19 protein-coding genes are annotated in these 16,909 nt (G+C 55.9%); 3 read left to right on the plus strand and 16 right to left on the minus strand.

Annotated elements, in window-relative coordinates:
• Positions 1 to 24 precede the first annotated feature (24 nt).
• From flgJ to flgB, 9 genes are all read right to left on the minus strand, one after another.
• The gene (flgJ, locus tag ACM5QY_RS17545; RefSeq protein WP_416121990.1) at positions 25 to 993 is read right to left on the minus strand and encodes a flagellar assembly peptidoglycan hydrolase FlgJ; all 969 of its coding nucleotides are present in this window, start codon (positions 991 to 993) and stop codon (positions 25 to 27) included.
• The gene (locus ACM5QY_RS17550; RefSeq protein ID WP_416121991.1) at positions 993 to 2,099 is read right to left on the minus strand and encodes a flagellar basal body P-ring protein FlgI; all 1,107 of its coding nucleotides are present in this window, start codon (positions 2,097 to 2,099) and stop codon (positions 993 to 995) included. Before ACM5QY_RS17550 ends, flgJ begins: the two co-directional genes overlap by 1 nt.
• 10 nt (positions 2,100 to 2,109) lie before the next feature.
• Positions 2,110 to 2,814, minus strand: coding sequence for a flagellar basal body L-ring protein FlgH (locus ACM5QY_RS17555; protein ID WP_416122918.1), 705 nt, complete (start codon positions 2,812 to 2,814; stop codon positions 2,110 to 2,112).
• Between the two features lie 129 nt (positions 2,815 to 2,943).
• Complete coding sequence (gene flgG, locus ACM5QY_RS17560; RefSeq protein ID WP_104922283.1) at positions 2,944 to 3,726, minus strand: flagellar basal-body rod protein FlgG; 783 nt, start codon at positions 3,724 to 3,726, stop codon at positions 2,944 to 2,946.
• Between the two features lie 21 nt (positions 3,727 to 3,747).
• Positions 3,748 to 4,503: a flagellar basal body rod protein FlgF gene (locus tag ACM5QY_RS17565; protein ID WP_104922284.1), complete on the minus strand. Its 756-nt coding sequence runs from the start codon at positions 4,501 to 4,503 to the stop codon at positions 3,748 to 3,750.
• Between the two features lie 27 nt (positions 4,504 to 4,530).
• Positions 4,531 to 5,772 (minus strand): flagellar hook protein FlgE, encoded by a 1,242-nt coding sequence (gene flgE, locus ACM5QY_RS17570; protein WP_416121992.1) that lies wholly within the window; start codon positions 5,770 to 5,772, stop codon positions 4,531 to 4,533.
• 76 nt (positions 5,773 to 5,848) lie between these two features.
• Positions 5,849 to 6,550: a flagellar hook assembly protein FlgD gene (flgD, locus tag ACM5QY_RS17575; RefSeq protein ID WP_416121993.1), complete on the minus strand. Its 702-nt coding sequence runs from the start codon at positions 6,548 to 6,550 to the stop codon at positions 5,849 to 5,851.
• An 11-nt stretch (positions 6,551 to 6,561) separates the two neighbouring features.
• Positions 6,562 to 6,966 (minus strand): flagellar basal body rod protein FlgC, encoded by a 405-nt coding sequence (flgC, locus tag ACM5QY_RS17580; RefSeq protein WP_152326913.1) that lies wholly within the window; start codon positions 6,964 to 6,966, stop codon positions 6,562 to 6,564.
• A 5-nt stretch (positions 6,967 to 6,971) separates the two neighbouring features.
• A complete protein-coding gene (gene flgB / locus ACM5QY_RS17585; RefSeq protein WP_104922288.1) occupies positions 6,972 to 7,382 on the minus strand; it encodes a flagellar basal body rod protein FlgB in 411 nt (136 codons plus the stop codon).
• A gap of 177 nt (positions 7,383 to 7,559) precedes the next feature.
• On the opposite strand from flgB, the gene flgA reads away from it, so the two are divergent.
• From flgA to ACM5QY_RS17600, 3 genes are all read left to right on the plus strand, one after another.
• Positions 7,560 to 8,285 carry a flagellar basal body P-ring formation chaperone FlgA gene (gene flgA, locus ACM5QY_RS17590; RefSeq protein WP_416121994.1) on the plus strand — a complete coding sequence of 242 codons (726 nt, stop codon included), beginning with the start codon at positions 7,560 to 7,562 and terminating at the stop codon, positions 8,283 to 8,285.
• 157 nt (positions 8,286 to 8,442) lie between these two features.
• Positions 8,443 to 8,745: a flagellar biosynthesis anti-sigma factor FlgM gene (gene flgM / locus ACM5QY_RS17595; protein WP_104922290.1), complete on the plus strand. Its 303-nt coding sequence runs from the start codon at positions 8,443 to 8,445 to the stop codon at positions 8,743 to 8,745.
• 50 nt (positions 8,746 to 8,795) lie between these two features.
• Positions 8,796 to 9,233: a flagella synthesis protein FlgN gene (locus ACM5QY_RS17600; protein ID WP_416121995.1), complete on the plus strand. Its 438-nt coding sequence runs from the start codon at positions 8,796 to 8,798 to the stop codon at positions 9,231 to 9,233.
• 679 nt (positions 9,234 to 9,912) lie between these two features.
• Here the strand turns inward: ACM5QY_RS17600 and ACM5QY_RS17605 are convergent.
• The 7 genes from ACM5QY_RS17605 to cheR form a co-directional block, all read right to left on the minus strand.
• Positions 9,913 to 10,329 carry a flagellar protein FlhE gene (locus ACM5QY_RS17605; protein WP_416121996.1) on the minus strand — a complete coding sequence of 139 codons (417 nt, stop codon included), beginning with the start codon at positions 10,327 to 10,329 and terminating at the stop codon, positions 9,913 to 9,915.
• A 1-nt stretch (position 10,330) separates the two neighbouring features.
• Entirely contained in the window at positions 10,331 to 12,415 is a 2,085-nt protein-coding gene (flhA, locus tag ACM5QY_RS17610) for a flagellar biosynthesis protein FlhA (protein ID WP_416121997.1), read from the minus strand.
• Entirely contained in the window at positions 12,408 to 13,559 is a 1,152-nt protein-coding gene (flhB, locus tag ACM5QY_RS17615; protein ID WP_416121998.1) for a flagellar biosynthesis protein FlhB, read from the minus strand. The genes flhA and flhB overlap by 8 nt, the downstream gene beginning before the upstream one ends.
• Positions 13,560 to 13,880: 321 nt before the next feature.
• Entirely contained in the window at positions 13,881 to 14,525 is a 645-nt protein-coding gene (gene cheZ, locus ACM5QY_RS17620) for a protein phosphatase CheZ (RefSeq protein WP_104922337.1), read from the minus strand.
• A gap of 10 nt (positions 14,526 to 14,535) precedes the next feature.
• Positions 14,536 to 14,925 (minus strand): chemotaxis response regulator CheY, encoded by a 390-nt coding sequence (gene cheY / locus ACM5QY_RS17625; protein ID WP_104922338.1) that lies wholly within the window; start codon positions 14,923 to 14,925, stop codon positions 14,536 to 14,538.
• A gap of 47 nt (positions 14,926 to 14,972) precedes the next feature.
• Positions 14,973 to 16,022 carry a protein-glutamate methylesterase/protein-glutamine glutaminase gene (locus ACM5QY_RS17630; RefSeq protein ID WP_104922339.1) on the minus strand — a complete coding sequence of 350 codons (1,050 nt, stop codon included), beginning with the start codon at positions 16,020 to 16,022 and terminating at the stop codon, positions 14,973 to 14,975.
• Positions 16,022 to 16,894, minus strand: a complete 873-nt coding sequence (gene cheR / locus ACM5QY_RS17635; protein ID WP_416121999.1) for a protein-glutamate O-methyltransferase CheR — start codon at positions 16,892 to 16,894, stop codon at positions 16,022 to 16,024. Before cheR ends, ACM5QY_RS17630 begins: the two co-directional genes overlap by 1 nt.
• Between the last annotated feature and the right edge of the window lie 15 nt (positions 16,895 to 16,909).

The raw sequence follows: 16,909 nt of genomic DNA on the forward strand, positions 1-16,909 counted from the left end.
GAAAAAAATCACGGTTTTGCAGGGTTAAAAAATATCTTTTAAATCATGGCTGTATGCTTTCACAGCCTGTTCGCCTGCGCCTTTTATTTTTTGGATCACACTGACCAGTTTTTCGGCGTAATTCGGGTCCGTTGCGTAGCCCGCACGTTGCAGCGCATGTGCGGCCTGTTCAGGCGTATTGGCAGACGCCACCTGGGCATAACGCGGGTTGTTGGTAAGCAGTTTGATGTAATCGCTGATGGCTTCCACGTAGGAGCCGTAAACGCGGAAGCTGGCCTGGACTTTTTTCGCCACGCCGTTGGCGTATTCCGTGGTCGTAATTTGGGTGGTCGGGCCGTCCCAGCTGCTGCCCGCTTTGATGCCAAACAGGTTGTAACTGCGTTTGCCGTCGGCGGTGGGGATTTCGCGCTGTCCCCAACCGGATTCCAGCGCGGCCTGCGCCACAATCAGCTGATGGGAAATACCGCTGTCTTTGCTCGCCACCTGCACCGGAATGCTCAGGCTGGAGACGAACTGCCCGCTGTCAACCGGTAACGGCGCGCCGCCGGTCGTGCGGTCAGGCGCGGTCGGAATGACTTTACGCAGATACTGTTCCATTGCCTGAATCGGCATAGTTTTCAGCACTTCGCCGTCCAGCGCCATCGGCGTGGTGCCCGCCAGTTCCGACGGCTGTTTGGTGCCGCCGGTCAGCTGTTCCACCATCATGTCGGCCATGCCCAACCCTTTGTCGGACATGTCCTGCGCAATTTGCTGATCGTACATCGATGTATAAAGTTTGGTGGACTGGTTATCCAGGATCCCGCCCTGCGGCAATGCCTGACGCATGCTTTTGAGCATCATCTGCACGAAGACGCCTTCGAACTGCTTGGCGACTTCTTTGATGTGGGCCTGCGGATCCTGCGAAACATCCCGCTTGAGTTTATTCAGGGAATTCGTGTCATACGCCGCACCCTGCGCGTCAAACGCCCCTGACATCGACATCAGATCGCTCATCAGATAATTTCCAAATCAGCACGCAGGCATCCGGCTGTTTTCATCGCCTGCAGGATGGACATCAGGTCGATAGGCGTCGCGCCTAACGCGTTGAGTGTGCGGACGACGTTATTCAGGCTGGCGCTGGAGCGCACCTGCTGAATAGACCCGCCGGACTGACGAACGGAAATATTGGTATTCGGCGTCACCACGGTCTGCCCGCCGCCAAATGGCGTATTCGGCTGGCTCACGTCGTTCTGGCGATCGACCACCACCGACAGATTGCCCTGCGCCACGGCGCAGTTGTCGAGTGTGACGTCGCGGTTCATGACCACCGAGCCGGTACGGGAGTTGATGATCACTTTCGCGTCCATCGGCCCGACGTTCACTTCAATGTTCTGAATCTGCGCCAGAATGCGCACCTGCGAGGTATTACCGCGCGGCACGATCACCTGAATGTTGCGGGAATCCAGCGCCGAGGCGGTGCCCAGCCCCTGACGGTTGATGGCGTCGCTGACCTGCTGCGCCAGATTGAAATCTTCGTCATTCAGTTGCAGGCTGATCACGCCTTCCGTGCCGAAGGTGCTCGGCAGTTCGCGTTCAATCGTCGCCCCGCCGGTAATACGTCCGCCGGAAACCTGGTTGACCGTGACGCTGCTGCCACCGGCTGAAGCCCCGGCACCGCCGACCAGCACGTTACCCTGTGCCAGCGCGTAAACCTGGTTATCCACCCCTTTCATGGGCGTCATCAGCAAGGTCCCGCCGCGAATACTTTTGGCATTACCCATCGAAGAAACCACGACGTCTATCGCCTGACCAGCGCGGGAGAACGGCGGCATTTTTGCAGTAACCATCACGGCCGCCACGTTTTTCAGCTGCATGTTGGTGCCCGCCGGAACGGTGATCCCCAACTGGGAGAGCATGTTGGTCAGCGTCTGGGTGGTAAACGGTGTCTGCGTGGTCTGGTCACCGGTTCCGTCGAGGCCGACGACTAAGCCGTAGCCGATCAGGGCGTTATCACGCACGCCCTGTACGGTGGTCAGGTCGCGGATACGATCAGCGGATGCGGGCAGTACCACCAGGGCGGAAACCGCCAGACATAAGATACCGGAGAGAAGTTTTCGCATGATTGCCTCGTTATAACGGCGATAAGTTTAGGAAGAACCGCTGCAACCAGCCCATGTTCTGCGCTTCATTGATGTAGCCATTCCCCACGTATTCGATGCGCGCATCTGCCACTTGTGTGGAGATAACGGCATTGGAACCGCTGATGGTGCGCGGGTTGACCACACCGGAGAACCGGATGAATTCGGTTCCCTGATTAATCTCGATTTGTTTTTCACCGACAACTTTCAGGTTGCCGTTGGCCAGCACTTCGCCGACGGTCACGGTCAGCGTGCCGCTGAAGGTATTGTTGGCCGCCGCCCCGCCTTTACCGGCGAAGGTGTTGGCACCGGTCATATCGACGTCGGCGCGGGCATTGCCAAACAGACCTTCCAGATAGCGGGGCGCGGTGGCGGCACCAAATGTCGTTGACCCGTTGCGGGTGGCATTCGCGGAGGAGCTTTTGCTCGCACTCACATTTTCCTGCAAGACGATGGTTAACGTATCGCCGATATTGCGTGGACGGCGGTCTTCAAACAGAGGCTGATAACCATAGTTCATCGGCTGAACGGACTGGAAAATCGAACCGTTGGGAACCGGCGGCGCGGCGGGTGCAGGCGCGGCTGAGGTTGCGCCGGGTACCAGCGGAGTATGCGGCATATACGCGCAGCCATTCGCCAGTAACGTGACTAACAGCGGCAGCACCAGTTTGCCTGGTCGGTCTGTAGAAGAAGTCATTACCGACGTTATTTTTTTGGTCACCACAGTTATCGCCTTAAAAAAATCGACCTGGTAGGGATCTGAACCGGTTCAGGGCAGGAGCCAATGTGCCTCTGCCCTCTTATTTTTCTTAAAACCACAAAAAACTTACAGCTGCGAAAGTTTCTGCAACATTTCGTCCGACGTGGACACCGCTTTACTGTTGATTTCGTAAGCACGCTGCGTCTGGATCATGTTGACCAGCTCTTCCGCCACGTTGACGTTAGAGGTTTCGACATAACCCTGATACAACAGGCCCGCACCGTTCAGGCCCGGCGTGCTGTCAGTTGGCGCGCCGGAGCTTTGGGTTTCCTGGTACAGGTTTTCACCCATGGATTCCAGGCCGCTGTTGTTGATGAAGGTGCTCAGGGTCAGTTGCCCGACCTGCTGCGCGGCCGTCTGGCCCTGCACGGTCACGCTGACGATACCGTCACGACCGACGGTCATGCTCAGGGCATTCGCAGGAACGGTGATCGCAGGAATGATCTGGTAGCCGCTGGAGGTCACCAGCTGACCGTTCTGATCGACCTGGAAAGAACCGTCACGGGTATAGGCGGTGGTGCCGTCCGGCAATTGCACCTGGAAGAAGCCTTCGCCTTTGATCGCGATGTCTTTACTGTTGCTGGTCTGCGACAGGTTGCCCTGCGAGAACAGGCGTTCGGTCGATACCGGACGAACACCGGTACCGATTTGCAAACCGGAAGGTAGGTTCGTCTGTTCAGAAGATTGCGCACCCGGCTGGCGGACTGTCTGGTACAGCAGGTCTTCAAAAACCGCACGCTGGCGCTTAAAGCCGTTGGTGCTGACGTTCGCCAGGTTGTTGGCGATCACGTCCATGTTGGTCTGCTGGGCATCCAGCCCGGTCTTCGCAATATATAGCGATGGGATCATGTCATTACTCCTCTGCCATCATCAGCTCATTGACAGCAGATTGTTGGCACTCTGTTCATTTTCATCGACGCTGTGGATGACTTTCATCTGCATCTCAAAGCGGCGGGCGTTGGCTATCATGTCAACCATGGTCGAAACCGGATCCGCGTTACTGCCTTCGAGCGTTCCGGGCATCACGTGAATGGTCGGGTCGGCCTGCAATGCGGCACCCCGTGCTTGCGCCGTGGCGGCGGTCGGACGGAACATGCCGTCGTCCCCGCGGGTCACTTCATTGCCAGCCGCTTTCACCAGTTTCAATTTGCCGAGCTGCCCCATGGTATTGGGGTCAGCGCCGGCTTCCAGAACAGCAATCGTCCCGTCCGCAGAAATTGTGAGCTGAGACTGCGGCGGCACTTCGATGGGCCCGTTATCCCCCATCACCGGATGACCCTGAATGGTCAGCTGGTTGGTAGGTGATACCTGCATGTCGCCGTTACGGGTATACGCTTCAGTGCCATCAGGCATCTGCACCGCCAGGAAACCGTCCTGCTGTAAAGCCACATCCAGCGGACGGCCGGTGTAGTTCAGTTTCCCCTGCGTCATGTCTGCGCCCGGAGTGGACGCCGTGACCAGCGTACGCGTTTGCAGGCTTTCGCCATCCACCGGCACGGCGCGCATGGCTAAAAGCTGCGCACGAAAGCCCGGTGTGGAGGCGTTAGCCAGGTTACTTGACGTGACCGACTGCTGAACCAGCGTCTGGCTGGCTGCGCCGCTTGCGGTGTAGATAGCGCGATCCATATTGCTGCCCTGTTTTTAGGTAGCGCGTTAGCGCAGGTTAACCAACGTGTTCAGGATGGAGTCCTGAGTTTTGATGGTCTGCGCATTCGACTGATAGTTACGCTGAGCGACGATCATGTTGACCAGCTCCGCACTCAGATCGACGTTTGACGATTCCAGCGCACCACTGGTCATGGACGCTAAGCCACCCTGACCCGCGATCCCGGTTACCGCCTGACCCGAAGAAGACGTTGCTGACCACACGTTATCGCCTTCAGATTTCAAACCTTCAGGGTTAGAGAAGCTACTCAGCACAATTTGTCCCAGTAACTGGGTTTTGTTGTTGGAGTAAGTCCCGGAAATGGTGCCGTCGTCATTGATGGTGTAACCGGTCATCTGACCTGCTGCATAACCATCCTGCGTCTGGGAACCGATGCTGTCGCTGCCGGTGCTCTGCTGGATACTGCCGGTGAAATCGAGCGAAACGGTTTGCGGCGTGACGGTGCCGTTGGTGGAGGTGTTCATCGGCAACGTCAGTGCCAGACCAGTGTTGGCAACGCCTGCTGCGTTAGCGGTGCTGACCAGTGCGCCGCTGGTATCAAATTTCATCGAACCAATTTTCGCCGCTGCGGAACCGGCCACGCTGCCGTCCTGCGCGTAAACATCCCAGTTGTTGGCAGCCGTTTTCACAAAGTAGACGTTGTTGTCGTGCGCATTACCCTGCGAGTCATAAGTCGTGATGCTGTTGACGTAGTTGTAGCTGGTGTCATCGCTGCTGCTGAACGTCGCAGTGGTCGGCACTTTGTCCGTTGAGTTCAGGTTAGCCACCATCGTCCCGGCCGTTGAGGCTTTCGCGCTCATCATGGTTGTCGGGATGTTCAGTGCAACAGGTTGAGCGCCTGCGGCGATGGTTGGCGGTGTGCCCGTTGCCGGGAAACCGGTGACGCTCAGGCCCTGCATGTTCACCAGGTTACGGTTAGCATCGAGAGACAACTGGCCATTACGTGAGTAAAAAACCGCACCACTGGTGTCGGTCAGGCGGAAGAAGCCGTTGCCGCTCAGTGCAACATCCAGCCCGCGGGAAGTGCTGGTAGTCGTACCGTCATTAAAGTTTTGCGTAACGGCGGCAACTTTGACACCCATACCGGTCTGAGAACCGGCGAACATATCGGCAAAAGAGGCGGTCGCTGTTTTAAAACCCACGGTGGCGGAGTTGGCGATGTTGTTACCAATCACGTCGAGGTTGGTCGATGCCGCGCTCAGGCCGCTGACTGCTTGGGAAAAGCTCATGTTAGCTCCATTTTACTGTGTGTAGTGTTTTCGCTCCTCCCCCGGCAAAGGGGAGGGAGCGGTCTGAGTGACTCTCTTACAAAATCTGGCGGACAGAATCGACGGTTGCGGTTCCGCGCACGCCCAGATCCAACGCGGTATTCCCGGATGAATCTTTGGTGACACCATTGACCAGCGCATAGTTCAGCGGTGTTGCCACCATTTGCTGACTGTTGTTCAGGGCATTGATGCTGAAGGTATAGCTGCCATCGGCGGCGGCGGTGCCATCGTCCTGTGTGCCGTCCCAGGTATAGCTGTGAACGCCGGCAGTCTGGGCGCCCAGGCTGATGGTTTTCACCACTTTACCGGTGGAATCACTCACGGAGGCGGTGACGTTACTGGCTGCTGTTTCCAGCTCAAAACCAAATGGCGTCGTGCTGACGGTGCCGTCAGTGTCTTTCCCGACCAGGATCGCGCTACCGGAAACCATCACGCCGTGACCAATCAGAGAACTGGCCTGGACGGAAGTGCCGCTGGAGATTTGCCCGGAGATGCCGCCGAGTGTGGTATTGAGTTTTTCAATCCCGCTGACGGTGCTGATTTGTGCCAGCTGGCTGGTGAGCTGGCTGTTGTCCATGGGATTGGTTGGGTCCTGGTTTTTCAGCTGAGCCACCAGCAGGGTCAGGAAACTACTGGATAAATCATCGGCCGAACTGGTGCCGGTCGTCGACGTGCTGGAACCGGTGCTGGTGATCGTCGTGTTATCAGTGGTGTCGTTAATCGACGTTGTAATTGACATAAGTCGCTCCGCTATTGCCCCAGAGTGAGAGTTTTCATCATCAACGACTTAGTGGTGTTGAGCACCTCGACGTTGGCCTGATAACTGCGGGAAGCGGAGATGGTGTTCACCATTTCGCTGACCACATCTACGTTTGGCATTTGCACATAGCCTTTCGCATCCGCCATCGGATTACCGGGCTCGTACACCATGCGCACCGGCGCGGGATCATCCACGATCTGCGCCACTTTCACGCCGCCGGTTTCCTGCCCCGGCGCTGCATTCACCTGAAACACGACCTGTTTAGCTTTATAAGGCTGACCATCGGGGCCGGTCACACTGTCGGCGTTGGCCATGTTACTGGCGCTGACGTTCAGACGCTGAGACTGCGCGGCAAGCGCAGAACCGGCGATATCAAAAATACCGAGCATCGACATAGGTTTTATCCTTGCAGCACCGACATCATCCCTTTAATTTGGCCGCCGAGGACGGTCAAATCGGTCTGATAGCGCACGCTGTTATCCGCAAAATTGGTACGTTCACGATCCATATCGACGGTGTTACCGTCTGCCGACGGTTGATCCGGGATCCGGTACATCAAATCCATGTCGGCGGGTGAAACGTTCGACGCCGCAATGTGGCGATCCGACGTTAGTGACAAAGACATGCCGCTTTCACTGGCGCGGCCCTGCTCCATCACTTTCTGCAACTGACTGGCGAAATCGATATCGCGCGCCTGATACCCGGGGGTGTCGGCGTTGGCGATATTGGCTGAAAGAATTTCTTGCCGCTGGGCGCGCAGGTTGAGCGCTTCCTGTTGGAACTGTAGTGCGGCGTTCAATTTGTCGAGCATGCGCCCTCCGCAAAGTGAGATTTTGGAGTCGACAGCATAAATGCGGGTGTCAACAACCTATCGTCTGAATAAGCGCAAAATCGTCCGCTATTTGTCCCTTTAGGAATTGCAAAGTGGGGGTAAACTTCTCTCCAGTAGACTTTTCGCCGACACACCGGCCACAAAGGTAAATCGCGTATGAACAGGCTGGAACTCCGACATTTACGCATTACGCTGTGTTGTATTCTCCTGGGTATGACATCCGGCGGGACAAGCTTTGCGCAAAATGCACCGGCCAAAAGCGTGCCTGCGTCGGCCAATAGCGATACACTACTGACCTCGCAGCTCCAGCAGTTCTTCGGTCAGCAATATGCCGGCAGCGGAATGCAGGTGAAGGTGGTGGTGACAACGCCCGCCGCGCGACAGCCGCAGTGTTTGTCGCCACAATTTATGCTTTCGTCCAACAGCCGCACCTGGGGTAATGTTTCGGTGGCGGTGAACTGTAACGGTCAGAAAAGTTATGTGCAGACCAAGGTCCAGGTGAGCGGAACTTACTGGGTTGCGGCGAAAAATGTGGCTGCGGGCGCGCATCTGGCGCAAACGGATCTGGAAGCCAAAAAAGGCCGTCTGGATCTGCTGCCCCCGAGAGCGATTCTTGACAGTACGCAGGCCATTAACGGCGTGACGTTGCGCAATATCAGCATCGGCCAGCCGTTGACGTTATCGATGCTGCGCCGCCCGTGGATGGTACATGCGGGGCAGGACGTGCAGGTACAGGCAACAGGCAGTGGTTTTAACGTTTCCAGCGCCGGTAAGGCGATGAATAACGCCGCAGCAAATGAATCCGTGCGGATAAGAATGCCGTCAGGTGTGATTGTGAACGGGACAGTAGGCTCAGATGGGTCTGTGACAGTGACTATTTAGGTTGAATTGCAACCGTATTTGTAGAAAAAACTGCAATTAAGGCTAAAGTTATTTCGCCACATGTCGATAACAAACGTATCAGAGTCGTCCCACGACGGCATTTTTGGGGTTTGCGTCACATTAAAGGCCCTGAATACCCTTACCGGAGAATATTTATATGGCTATCGATCGTACTCAAGGTGTTTCACCTTTAACTTCGATCCAGCAGCGCGACCCTTCTGAAGCATCCGTTCAGAATACGCGCAAAGAAGACACTGTTTCTGGCACCACCACCAGCGGTACGGCGGTGACCCTGAGCTCAGCGCAATCGTCTCTGACTCAGTCAAGTGCGCAGGACATCAACACGGCACGTGTCGACGAACTGAAACAGGCTATCCGTGATGGCAAACTGACCATGGATACCGGCAAAATTGCCGATGCTCTGTTGAAGGACACGCAGGATTATCTCAAAGGTCTTTAAGCCGCAGACCCGGCTTAGTGACAAAAAAAGTGGGAAGGTAATAAGGCCCGATGAAGAATTTTATCAAGTCCATGACTACCTTGGTTGAAACGTTGCAGGCGCTGGATCAAGTGATTAATCACGAACAAACGATACTGTGCTCAGGCCGCGTGAACGGAGCGGCCCTGCAGCATATCACCGAGCAAAAGAGCTCATTGCTCGCTACGGTAGACTATCTTGATAAACAGCGTCGTCAGCATGATGAACGCCTGAAACAATCTGCCCCCTACTCCCGTCAGCCGGAAATCGCCGCGATGTGGAAAGAGGTGGTGCAACTGACCACCAAGTTGAGTCAGATAAATCGTCATAACGGGTTGTTGCTCGGCAAACAAATCGCCTACAACACCGAGGCTTTGGCTATTCTCAACGCCAGCCAGACGCAGAAATTCTACGGGCCGAACGGGCAGGAAACGGTATCCGGGCAAACCGTCAGGAAGATTTCCGTTTAGACCGAAACGGGCACGGTTTTTCACTCGCCGTAAGGGCGGGCAGATGATCGAGAAAGTTTCGGTTTTTCAATAACTGTGATCACATAACTCCCCGCGAACAAACCGACAAAAGAGGGCTAAGACGAGCCCTCTTTTGAATCTCCGCGTCTTTTTACTGCGCGCTGCCGCTGGCTGGCACTGTTTCAGATGCCACCGTTATTGCCGCGAAAACCTGCCGCTGCGCGGTTCCCTCACTCGGTCTCGAGCCTTTGGTCTCGAAACACTTCGCTCGGCAAGCTTTCTGAAAGCGGCCAATGGCTTATCTAAATTCAACAACATTCTGTTTCCTTACTTACCGCCTTCGAAATCTGCCAGCATTGATCTCCCGAATTACATAGTCAGTGGCCGCTTTCAAAAATCACGCTGAAAGAAGAGGTGGAAAACCGCGAATCTTTTCGCGCGGTTTGTAATCCGACTGGAAGGAACCGCGCAGCGGCGAGATTTTGCGGCACTCGCAGAAGTTGCTGAAACAGTGCCAGCGAGCGGTAGCGCGTGTTGAAAAAGCGGGGAGAAATCCAAAAGAGGGAAAGCACTTCCCTCTTTTGGTCGGTTTCGGCGCAGGAAGTTAAGTGATCACAGTTATTGAAAAACCGAAACTTTCTCGATCCTCCGTTAAAAGCCCGGTCAAGCCCCCGGTGGCTCACCGGTAATTCACAATGACCTGATTCCCAATCACCCGTAACGGCGTGTTCATCGCCCCATTTCCGGCAACAAAATACACAAACCGCATCGGCGAGATGGCCGCCTGGCCATAAAAAGATGTCGTTACACCGCTGTCCGCATCCAGCCCCACGCAGTGATTGACGGAATTACATAACTGAACCTGTAACCCCGCCGGTCTTGCGCCGAGCAATTCATATTTCCAGCTTACCGTGGTGATCGTCGCAGAACCCTTCTGCCTGACCGGCGAAGAATTCGCAGCAGCCAGCGGCGGTGACGACATCATCACGCCACGGTTTTGCAGCGTCACGCCGCGCTGGGTGTCCGACCAGGAACCTGATGCCGCAACCGCAGGCAGACTTATCAGACTCAGGACGAGCAGCGCGGCGCGAAGCATCTTATTCACCGCCAATGGTCGCGGTCATGCGGATCTGGCGGCTGTCGGTCATTTCGAGGTTCGACATCACCACAATTTGCGGCAGCGAGCGACGCAGGAAACGTGACAGCAGCGGGCGCAGCGCGTGATTCACCAGCAGGACCGGCGGCGCGCTGAGCATATCCTGGCGCTGTAACGCGGCTTCTGATTGCGTTAACAGACGGTCGGCCAGCCCCGGCTCTAAGCCGCCGCCGCTTTGCAGTGCCTGTAACAGCAGGCGTTCGAGCGCCGTATCCAGCCCGATAACCTGCACTTCGCCGTTACCCGGGAACCATTGCTGGGTAATCGCCCTGCCCAGTGCGACGCGCACCACGGCCGTCAGTTCGTTCGGGTCGGACTGGTTCGGTGCATATTCCGCCAGCGTTTCGACAATCGTGCGCATGTCGCGAATCGACACACGTTCGGATAACAGATTTTGCAGCACCTTGTGCATGTTGGTCAGTGAAATCACGCCCGGAATGAAGTCTTCGGTCAGCTTCGGCATTTCCTTGGTCACGCGTTCCATCAGTTCCTGCGTTTCCTGACGGCCAAACAGTTCTTGCGCATGTTGACTGATCAGATGATTCAGGTGCGTCGCCACTACCGTACTGGCTTCCACAACGGTGAAGCCCTGGATCTGCGCCTGTTCGCGCATCGCCGGTTCAATCCACACCGCCGCCAGCCCGAACGCCGGATCGACCGTTGCTTCACCCGGCAGTTCGCCGATGGCGTTGCCCGGATTGATCGCCATCCAGCGCCCCGGATGCGCGGTACCCGTACCGATTTCGACCCCTTTCATCAGGATGCGGTAACCGGCAGGCGGTAATTCGAGGTTGTCGCGGATGTGGATCACAGGCGGCAGATACCCCATTTCCTGCGCGAATTTCTTACGGATACTGCGGATACGTCCCAGCAGTTCGCCGTTTTGTGCAAAATCTACCATCGGGATCAGGCGGTACCCCACTTCCATCCCCAGCGGATCTTCAAGCTGAACGTCTGACCAGCTGGCTTCCACCAACTGTTTACCGCTGTCGGCTGCCGACGGGACCGCTTCTTTTGCCTGCGGCGCTTTCAGCTCCTGACCGCGCGTCCACCACGCCAGCGCCAGTAAAGCACTGGTAAACAGCAGGAACACCAGATTTGGCATGCCCGGCACCATACCGAGAAGCCCCAGGACACCGGCACTCAGCATCATTACGCGCGGATTGCGGAACAGCTGGGTGACCATCTGCTCGCCGACGTCCTGATTGGTGCCGACGCGGGTCACGATCACACCGGCGGCGGTCGAGATAACCAGCGCCGGGATCTGCGCGACCAGACCGTCACCGATGGTCAGCAAGGTGTAGCTTTCGGCGGCATGACCGAGATCCATCCCGTGTTGCAACACGCCAACCAGCAGGCCGCCAACCACGTTAATGATCATGATCATCAGACCCGCAACGGCGTCACCGCGCACGAACTTACTCGCACCGTCCATCGAACCGTAGAAGTCGGCTTCCTGCGTGACGTCGCTGCGGCGTTTTTTCGCTTCATCTTCGCCAATCAGACCGGCGTTGAGGTCGGCGTCGATCGCCATCTGTTTACCTGGCATCCCGTCGAGCACAAAACGCGCGCCCACTTCGGCGATACGTCCGGCACCTTTGGTGATAACCATGAAGTTAATCAGCACCAGGATGATAAACACCACGATACCGATGGCGAAGTTGCCGCCCACCAGGAAGTGGCCGAATGCTTCGATAACCCGCCCCGCCGCCGCGCCGCCGGTGTGACCTTCTAACAAGATCACACGGGTGGACGCTACGTTGAGCGACAGGCGCAGTAAGGTTGAGAACAACAGAATGGTCGGGAAAGCCGCAAAATCCAGCGTCCGCTGGGTGAACATCGCCACCAGCAACACCATGATAGACAGCGCAATGTTGAACGTGAACAACAAGTCGAGAAGGAACGGCGGCAGAGGCAGCACCATCATCGACAGGATCATCAGGATGAGGATTGGGCCTGCCAGAACCTGCCATTGTCCGGACTTAAAGTTGGCGGGTAAACGCAGCATCGCGGCCAGATTAGCCATGGGTATCACTTTCTCCTGCAAAATCCAGACCGTCAGGCACTGGTAAATGTTGAGGTTTTTTCGGGATCAGTCCGCCTTCGCGCTTCCAGCGTTTGAGCTGATAAACCCAGGCCAGAACTTCGGCAACCGCAGCGTAAAGCGCGGTCGGGATTTGCTGACCAATTTCACTGTGCCGGTAGAGCGCACGCGCCAGAGGCGGCGCTTCCAGCATCGGAATTTTGTGTTCGGCACCCAGCGCTCTGATGCGCAGCGCCACGTCGCCTGCCCCTTTCGCCAGCACTTTTGGTGCACTCATTTTGTTTTCGCTGTACTGCAACGCGACGGCGTAGTGCGTCGGGTTGGTCACAATCACGTCGGCTTTGGGCACGTCGGTCATCATGCGGCGTCTGGCCATCGCGCGCTGTTGCTGGCGGATACGGCCTTTAACATGCGGATCGCCTTCCTGGCTTTTATGTTCGTCACGGATATCCTGCTTACTCATGCGCAGTTTTTTCAGGTTGCTCCAGATTTGCCAGAACACGTCAAACGCCACCATCGGCGTTAAGCCGAGAACAACCATCAGCGCACAGAACGCCACCATATTCAGCGCTTCACCGAGCGCAGGTATGGTGGGCTGCGCCATCAGCCGCATCATGTCCGGCCATTTGTGCCAGATATACAGCCCGGCCACGGAGCCCACCAGCAGCGCTTTCAAAATAGCCTTGAGCAGTTCCGCCAGCACCTGCCCGGAGAATAAACGCTTAAATCCGGCAATCGGATCCATACGGCTGAATTTCGGTGCAAAAGACTTTCCGCTGAACATCAGCCCGCCCAGCAACAACGGCGCGGCCAGCGCAATCAGGATCAGACCACCGATCACCGGCATTAACGCCCAGACCGCACGGCTAAGCAGGGAGGCTATTTGTTGCAAAATCTGGCGGTCATCGCTGACCATGCCGTGGTCAAATTTCAATCCCTGCGAAATCATCACGCCCAACTGGCGCGCTATGGATTCGCCGGAAACCCACAGCAGCGTGAAACCGCCCCCGAGCATCAGCATCGAGGTCAGTTCGCGCGAACGCGGGATTTGCCCTTCTTCACGGGCTTTTTCCAGCCTGTGGGATGTGGGGGCTTCTGTTTTTTCGAGATCGCTGTCTTCAGCCACCGGTGTTTCCTGTCTGCATTTACCCGGCGCAAAAAGCAACGAGCACAATTTATTGCAAAAATCTCATAGGCAGTGGCGTTGCAGCAAAGCAGTCAGTGAGGGGATCCCGATGTGCTGGCATAACCAGTGATTCGTGTGACCGGGTATCGCTAACGTCGCTGCAACTTCAATGACGCAGGGATAGCATGACAAAGACGGCCAGGTCTGATGGATGGAAAAACGATATAAAGAGGGGGTTATTCAGCAGATGAATAAATTTACCATAAGAAAACACCCCTCAGTGCGCCACGGAGAGGTGTTCGGAGTGCACATACCCACGCATCAGAAACCTAACGAATCCAGCAGGTCATCGACCTGTTCTTGCGAAGCAACAACACCGACGCCATTAGCGTCGAGTTGCGGGCCGTTAAGCAGACTGTCGTTTTCACGCTTGGCTTTAACCTGTTGCTCAGGAATGTTTTCCATCAGCACCATCAGCAGCTGATTTTCAATTTCCTGAACCACGATCATCATGCGCTTAATCACCTGACCGGTCAGATCCTGGAAGTCCTGTGCCATCATGATTTCCATCAGCTGAGCATTGGTAAAACTGGTGTGCTCAGGGACTTCTTTCAGGTAACTGCGGGTATCCGTGACCAGTTCACGCGCATCCGACAGTTCAATCGGATTCTCAAACCATTCATCCCAGCGCTTATCCAGTTTTTTCGCGCCAGACTCAAGTTTGTTCTGACGTGGCTGTGCGGCCTCGACGCTGTTCAGGGCGCGTTCAGCGGCCTGAGCGGTCATGGTGACGACGTAATCCAGACGATCGCGCGCATCCGGAATGGCTTCAGCGGCCTGAGCAATGGCCTGATCCAGGCCAAGTTCACGCATACTGTCACGCAACATACGGGTCAGTTGCCCAATGCGGGCGATAATCTCGCCCGCGGTTGCCGCATCATTTGCGGGCATTGGTATCTCTGCCATAAATCAGCTCCTACATGCCCAGTTTTTCGAAAATTTTGCCCAGTTTTTCTTCCAGCGTGGCCGCAGTGAAAGGTTTCACCACATAACCACTGGCACCGGCCTGTGCGGCTGCCACAATGTTTTCTTTCTTCGCTTCTGCCGTCACCATCAGCACCGGCAGTTTGGCTAATGCGCCGTCAGCGCGGATGGTTTTCAGCAGATCCAGACCGTCCATGTTTGGCATGTTCCAGTCGGATACCACGAAGTCAAAACCACCGGCACGCAGTTTGTTGAGTGCATCGACACCGTCTTCCGCTTCTTCAACGTTGTTGAAGCCCAGCTCTTTCAGCAGGTTGCGAACGATACGACGCATGGTAGAGAAATCGTCAACTACCAGAAATCTCAGATTTGGATCGGCCATGTTTTATCTACTCCTAAGGTTTGGTACTGAGCCGTGAGGCTGAAAAATTAAATACGTAATGCCTGACCGGCTGATATTTGTGCCAGCATCCGCTGACTGATTTGACTAAGATCCACCACTTCGTTTACGCCACCGGTCGCGATAGCCTCACGAGGCATACCGAAAACCACACAGCTGGCTTCGTTTTGTGCAAGGGTGTAAGCCCCTGCGCGGTGCATCTCCAGCATGCCGGCGGCCCCGTCATTGCCCATACCCGTCAGGATCACCCCAACGGCATTGCGTCCGGCATACTGCGCCACCGAACGGAATAACACGTCGACCGACGGACGATGGCGGTTGACCGCCGGGCCGTCGTTCAACTTAACCTGATAGTTAGCGCCACTGCGCGCCAGTTCCATATGTCTGTCGCCCGGCGCGATGTACGCATGACCTGGCAGAACACGTTCGCCGTCTTCGGCCTCTTTCACGGTGATCTGACACAGTTTGTTCAGACGGTCGGCAAAAGAGCGGGTAAACCCCGGCGGCATATGTTGCGTAATCATCAGCGCCGGACAGGTCGGCGGCAGCGGTTGCAACACGTGACGAATCGCTTCGGTGCCGCCGGTAGATGACCCGATGGCAATCAGCTTTTCACTGCTCAGAAGCGGCGTATGGCTGAGAATACGCGGCTGCTCGATGTTGACGTTTTTGTTCAGACGCGCTTTTGACGCCGTCCGGATTTTATCGGCAATCATTTCGCTGTACGCCAGCATCCCTTCGCGAATACCCAGTTGCGGTTTGGTGACAAAATCAATCGCCCCCAGTTCCAGCGCGCGCAGCGTGATTTCTGATCCTTTACCGGTCAGCGACGACACCATCACCACCGGCATCGGACGCAGTCGCATCAGCTTTTCCAGAAAATCCAGACCGTCCATGCGCGGCATTTCGACATCCAGCGTCAGAACATCCGGATTAAATTTCTTGATGAGATCGCGCGCCACCAGCGGGTCCGGCGCGGTCGCCACCATTTCCATATCCGGATGGCTGTTGATAATTTCTGTCATCAGCTGACGCATTAACGCCGAGTCATCGACGCTCAACACTCTGATTTTATTCATTACCTCTCCTTGGCGAGGCCGTAAACCGTCTGGCCGCGCAAATAAAATTCCCGGCTGATTTGGCTGAAGTTTTCGGAGTGTCCGGCAAACATCAGGCCACCCGGTTTAAGTAACGGAACAAATCGGCGTAAAATTTTCTCCTGTGTTTCTTTATCGAAATAAATCATCACATTACGGCAGAAAATTGCATCAAACGGCCCGTTCAACTGCCATTGGCTTGCCAGCAGATTAAGTTGCTGAAAAGCGACCATTTGCGCCAGCTCGGGGCGCGCCCGGACCAGACCACTGTGCGGGCCGGTGCCTTTGAGGAAAAACTTCTGTAACTGCTGCGGGCTGAGCGTGCGCAACTCTTCCAGCCGGTAAACGCCCGCCGTGGCTTTCTCAAGCACCTGCGTGTCGATATCGCTGGCCTGAATACGGCAGTTTGCCATCTTCGGCCCCAGCGCTTCGCTGAGCGTCATGGCGATGGAGTACGGCTCTTCACCGGTCGATGCCGCCGTACTCCACACGCTGTAATTATTAGGCCGTGAACGGGCATGCTCGGCCAGAATCGGGAAGTGGTGCGCCTCACGAAAAAACGCCGTCAGGTTGGTGGTCAGCGCATTGATAAACGCCTGCCACTCCGCGCTGTTACTGTCACTTTCCAGCAAGGCCATATAACTGCTGAAATCGTTAAGCCCGAGGATCCGCAACCGCCGGACCAGGCGGTTGTAGACCATTTCGCGTTTATGGTCCGCCAGTACAATTCCCGCACGCTGATAAATCAGCTCACTGATCCGGCGAAAATGTGTATCTGACAGCGGTAACCGCTGGATCATCTGTGCCATGATCGAAGAGTTATCAGTACTCATTGGCGAGCCTGGTTGATTCATGGTGCAGCTCCATTA

Origin of the sequence: Rahnella sp. PCH160 (genome assembly GCF_047784855.1) — a bacterium.
Lineage (GTDB): Bacteria > Pseudomonadota > Gammaproteobacteria > Enterobacterales > Enterobacteriaceae > Rahnella.